Annotated in this window: 2 protein-coding genes, 1 tRNA gene, 1 other RNA gene and 1 pseudogene; 3 read left to right on the top strand and 2 right to left on the bottom strand. The window is 74.2% G+C overall.

Going from position 1 to position 5,186, the window contains the following annotated elements; genetic code table 11:
• Positions 1-2,022: DNA polymerase III subunit gamma and tau (locus BIV57_RS23025; protein WP_071658802.1), on the bottom strand; the 2,022-nt coding region annotated here is incomplete at its 3' end.
• A gap of 62 nt (positions 2,023-2,084) precedes the next feature.
• An RNA gene (gene ffs / locus BIV57_RS23020) (signal recognition particle sRNA small type) lies at positions 2,085-2,175 on the bottom strand.
• Between the two features lie 84 nt (positions 2,176-2,259).
• Between ffs and BIV57_RS23015 the strand changes: the two genes are divergently transcribed.
• The 3 genes and pseudogenes from BIV57_RS23015 to BIV57_RS26280 form a co-directional block, all read left to right on the top strand.
• Positions 2,260-2,344, top strand: a tRNA-Ser gene (locus BIV57_RS23015).
• A 246-nt stretch (positions 2,345-2,590) separates the two neighbouring features.
• A complete protein-coding gene (locus BIV57_RS23010; RefSeq protein ID WP_071658801.1) occupies positions 2,591-5,029 on the top strand; it encodes a helicase-associated domain-containing protein in 2,439 nt (812 codons plus the stop codon).
• A gap of 9 nt (positions 5,030-5,038) precedes the next feature.
• Positions 5,039-5,119 (top strand): annotated as a pseudogene (locus tag BIV57_RS26280) (PIN domain nuclease); the annotation flags it as partial.
• Positions 5,120-5,186: the final 67 nt, after the last annotated feature.

Below are 5,186 nucleotides of genomic sequence, written 5' to 3'. Positions count from 1 at the left end.
GGGCGCAGGAGCGGGTGCCGGGGCGCCCGCGGGGGCGGCGGGCGGGCCGGACGGGCCCGCGCCGGGGCGCGGACCGCGCGAGGGGCCGCCGCCGGCGGGACCACCGCCGCCGAAGCCGCCTCCGCCACCACCGCCGGCCGGGCCGCCCGCGGGCGGGGTGCCGCGGCCGCCCTGGCCGCCACCGCCCTGGCCGCCGGACGGATCGACGATCGCCTCGATCGTCCAGTCCTGGCCGAACCGCTCGACGATCGCGTCGTGCAGCACCTCCGGGCTGCCGCTCCGGACGAAGCTGTCCCGGGCGCCGGAGTTGCCGAGCGCGACCTGGAGCGTCTTGCCGTCGAACCCGGCGACCTGGCCGTTCTGGCTGAGCAGCATCCAGGTGAGGCGGCGCTTGTTCTTCACCGCGTCGAGGATGTCCGGCCACATCTGCCGCACCCGGGCCGCGCCCTCCTGGGCGTTGGCGCTGGGCTGCGCGGCGGGGGCCGGGGCGGGCGCCGCGGCGGGGGCCGGCGCCGGCTGCGCGGCGGGCGCCTGCTGCCTGGGCTGCGGCTGGGGTTGCGGCTGCGGTTGCGCCTGGGGTTGCGCGGGCTGCGGGGCGCCGCCCTCCGCCGGGAAGCTCCGCGGGATCGGCCACGCCCCGCGCTGCGGCGCGGGCTCCGCCGCCGGCTGCGGCGCGGGCGCCGGCGCGGGCGCGGGTGCGGGGGTAGAGGCCGGGGCGGGCGCGGGTGCCTGCTGCTCCGGCGCCTGCGCCGCCGGCTGGACGGGGGCCGGTTGCGCGGGTGCCACCGGTGCCGCGGGCGCGGGTGCCACCGGTGCCGCTGCCGCAGGCTGCGCTGCCGGCATGGCGCCCAGCGCCAGCCCCGCCTGCACGCGCCGCTCCAGCGCGTCCAGCCGCGCCTGCGCGCTGCGCTCGTCGTCGTACGCCCCCGGCAACAGCACGCGCGCGCAGATCAGTTCGAGCTGCAGCCGCGGCGCCGTCGCCCCCCGCATCTCCGTCAGCCCGGCGTTGACCAGATCGGCGGCGCGGCTCAGCTCGGCCTGCCCGAAGGAGGAGGCCTGGGCCCGCATCCGCTCCATCCGGTCGGCCGGGGCGTCGATCAGGCCGCGCTCGGCGGCGTCCGGGGCGGCGGCCAGCACCACCAGGTCGCGCAGCCGCTCCAGCAGGTCGGCGACGAAGCGGCGCGGATCGTTGCCGCCCTCGATCACCCGGTCGACGATGCCGAAGGCCGTCGCCCCGTCGCCGGACGCGAAGGCCTCGACGACCTCGTCGAGCAGCGCGGCGTCGGTGTACCCGAGCAGGGAGGTGGCCATCGCGTACGTCACGCCGTCGGCGCCGGCCCCGGCGAGCAGCTGGTCCATCACCGACATCGAGTCGCGGACGGAGCCGGCGCCGGCGCGCACCACCAGCGGCAGCACGGTGTCCTCCACCGTGATCCCCTCGCGGCCGCACACCTCCGCCAGGTAGTCGCGCAGCGTGCCGGGCGGCACCAGCCGGAACGGGTAGTGGTGGGTGCGGGACCGGATCGTCCCGATGACCTTCTCGGGCTCGGTGGTGGCGAAGATGAACTTCAGGTGCTCCGGTGGCTCCTCCACCACCTTGAGCAGCGCGTTGAAGCCGGCCGACGTGACCATGTGGGCCTCGTCGATGATGTAGATCTTGTACCGGCTGGAGGCGGGACCGAAGAAGGCCTTCTCGCGCAGGTCGCGCGCGTCGTCCACACCGCCGTGCGAGGCGGCGTCGATCTCGATGACGTCGATGGAGCCGGGGCCGTTGCGCGACAGGTCGCGGCAGGACTGGCACTCCCCGCACGGCGTCGGGGTGGGCCCCTGCTCGCAGTTGAGCGCGCGGGCGAGGATGCGGGCACTGGTGGTCTTGCCGCACCCGCGCGGACCGCTGAACAGGTACGCGTGATTGACGCGGTTGTTGCGGAGCGCCTGCTGGAGCGGTTCGGTCACGTGCTCCTGGCCGATGACCTCCGCGAAGGTCTCCGGACGGTAGCGGCGATAGAGAGCGAGCGACACGCCACCGACCATAACGGTCGGCACCGACATCGGGGGACGGCCCGCGCCGGACCCCGGAAACGACAGGCCCCTCGTGCACCCGCCAGAGCTCACCTACCCTTGCTGCCTTCCGGCCCTGGGGGAGTTCAGCGAGATGACGCCGCACGAGGGGTAGCCCCAGCGTACCGGACGCGCCGGGGTGCTTTGACCACGGGAACGGATTAGGAGCATCGCGCCTCGTCTAGTAACGTTCTCCCCGGAGGATTCGCCTAGTGGCCTAGGGCGCACGCTTGGAAAGCGTGTTGGGGGCAACCCCTCACGAGTTCGAATCTCGTATCCTCCGCACCTCGCCTGAACAGGCGAAACGAACAGCCGAGCCGCAATGCGGCTCGGCTGTTCGTCGTGCGGTGGTTGCACCGGGTCTTCCGCTGCCGCCGACTCGGTTCGTCGGGCTGGGCCCGCCGCGGCGATGCGCCCCGGGCGCCGTCTTCGTACGTCATCAGTGGATCATGGAATTGCGGCATCCTGACCTTGGCGCCGAAGCGGCTTCGGCCCGCCTGTGACGTTCCGTCTGTCGAGGTGCACTCGCATGAAGTCCCGATCGACGCTCACGACTTGGCTGAGCGGACTCGACGGTCCCCGACTGGCGCGCATGCTCGCGCTGCGGAAGGACGCGGCCTCCGCACCGGAACCACGCTCGCTGGGGGAACTGGCGGACCGTCTCCAACGCCCGGGGTCCGTGGCACTCGTCCTGCCGCATCTCACGCTGCCCTGCTTGCAGGCCGCCGAGGCGCTGGCAGCCCTGGGAGTCCGGGCGACCCGGGACAGCCTCGCGGAGTTGCTCGGCCCGATGCCCCCTGCCGCGGTACACGCGTTGGACGCGACCCTGGACGCCCTGTCGGACCAGGCGCTCGTGTGGCCCGGCGACAACGGGACGCTCCGCATGCCCGCTGCCGTGCGGCAGGCGTGGAGCACACCTCTGGGGCTGGACGCGCCGCTGCAGGCGCTGCTGGCAGGCGCCACCTCGGAGGAGTTGCGCGGCATGCTGGCGGCCTTGGGTATCAAGCCGCCCGGCACCAAGCAGAACCGGCTCGCGGCCCTGGTGGAGCACCACAGTGACGCGCAGCGGGTTGCCGCGCTGGTGGCTCAGGCACCGGCGGCCACCCGGAAGTTGCTCGAGCACAGCTCCAGGTCCACACCGCGCCAGTCGCTGTTCGTCGTGTTCGGAGCTCCTGCCCTCGACGTCCGACCAGGCGCCCGATGGGCACTCGACCGCGGGCTGCTGCTCCAGGACCGTCACGGGTACGGACCCGTCCGGATGCCGGCCGAGGTGGCCCTGGCTCTGCGGGGTCCCGATTGGCACGCTCCGTTCGAACCTCTGCCGCCCGTCGCGCAGCTGGTGCCCGTCACCTCCTCGGAAGTGGAGCGGGAGGCCGCGGTGGCCGCAACCGCGTTCGCGGCGCATGCCGCCTCCGTTCTTTCGGCGTGCGCGACCGCTCCACCGGCCCGGCTGAAGTCGGGCGGGATCGGCGCGCGTGAACTGGCCCGGCTCGGCAAGGCCGCCCAAGCGGACGACGCCGTCGTACGCATCGCCCTGGAAACCGCGTACGCCGCCGGGCTGCTGGCCCGCGACGGCGATCGCGTCCGTCCCACCAAGGCGTACGACGCCTGGGCCGAGCAGGAGCCCGCGGACCGGCTCGCCGTACTGCTCCGGGCGTGGCGGAGCCTGCCGCTCACTCCCGCCCGGGCGCGCGACGACGACAACAAGGCACTTCCCGCGCTCGCCGGTGCGCCTGCCTGCGATGGCTGTCTGCAGGCCCGCCACGGGCTGCTCACTGCGGCCGCGGGGCTCCCGCCAGGACAGGGCGTCAAGGCCGCTGCGGAGCTGGGCCCCCTCGTGGCCTGGCACCGTCCGCTCGCGGACGACGCCTCGCCCGAAGGCACGGCACCGTTCAGCACCGTGATCCGTGAAGCCGAACTGCTGGGCGTGCTGGCACGGGGTGCGCTGTCCCCGCTCGGTGCCTGCCTGGCGGCTCACCCCGACGAGGAGCTCGGCACCACGGCCCGTCGGCTGCTGCCGCCCGCGACCACGACGGCCCGGATCGGCGCCGACCTCACCGCCGTCGTCACCGGCACGCCGTCCGCGCGGCTCGCGGCGCTACTGGATTCGATGGCCGACAGGGAGAGCAGTGGCACGGCCTCGGTATGGCGCTTCAGTACCGGCAGCATCCGCCGGGCCCTGGACACCGGCCTCGCCCCGGACGACATCACAGCCGACCTGGCCGCCTGCTCCACCACAGGCCTGCCGCAACCGCTGACCTATCTCGTCGCCGACACCGCACGGGGCCACGGCCGGGTGCGCATCGCCCCCGCGGCATGCGTCCTCCACGGCGACGAACCCGCGCTCCTGGCCGAACTCGCCGCCCACCGCGCACTGTCCAAGCTCGCGCTGCGGCAGCTCGCCCCGACGGTCCTGGTCAGCGGCAGCCCACCCGCGACGACTCTGGCCGCGCTCCGTGCCGCGGGCTACGCCCCGGTCGCCGAGACCGCCGGGGGAACGGTACGCATCGAAGAACGTCAGACCCAGAGGGCCGCCACTGCCGTCCCGCCCCCGCGGAGGAACGCCGGGCGGCGCGGCGACCGGCCTGCCGTGATCCGCGCTGCCGACGCGCCCGCCGGCGCCGAGCTGGACGCCCTCGCCAACCGGCTGCTCAAAGACCCGGCAACAGCGCCGGAACCCGATCCGGTCGGCAGCGGGGCGCCCTTCGCGACGGACACCGAGGAGATCGTCGCCGGATACGCGAAACACCTGTCGTACAGCGACGTCCGCCAGGTCGCTCATGCCATCGACACCGATTCGGCCATCACGGTCGAGTACATCGCCACCTCGGGCAACCGGACCGTACGCACCCTCAGCGACCTGGAGCTCGACCCGCCCTACCTCAACGCCTGGTGCCACCTGCGCGAAGCAGAACGCGTCTTCACGCTCTCCCGCATCCATGGCGTGATGCCCGCCAGAACTCCGTGACCGGGTCGGCATCGCGACCACGACTTCGCCCGCATCGCGGCAGTGACCGGCCAGGCTCTGCAGTGGTACGGCCCGGACAGCGGCAAATAGACGGGCGAGGAGGTCCGGGGGCCGCGGGCCGGGGCGTCAATGCGGTGGGGGCGGGGTCGCCCGGGGG

Origin of the sequence: Mangrovactinospora gilvigrisea, assembly GCF_001879105.1 — a bacterium.
Lineage (GTDB): Bacteria > Actinomycetota > Actinomycetes > Streptomycetales > Streptomycetaceae > Mangrovactinospora > Mangrovactinospora gilvigrisea.
This window is presented reverse-complemented; position numbering and strand designations above follow the sequence as displayed.

What these genes read in the sequence shown, in the direction of transcription:
- BIV57_RS23010 (WP_071658801.1), top strand. Translation starts at nt 2,591, where the DNA reads ATGAAGTCCCGATCGACGCTCACGACTTGGCTGAGCGGACTCGACGGT.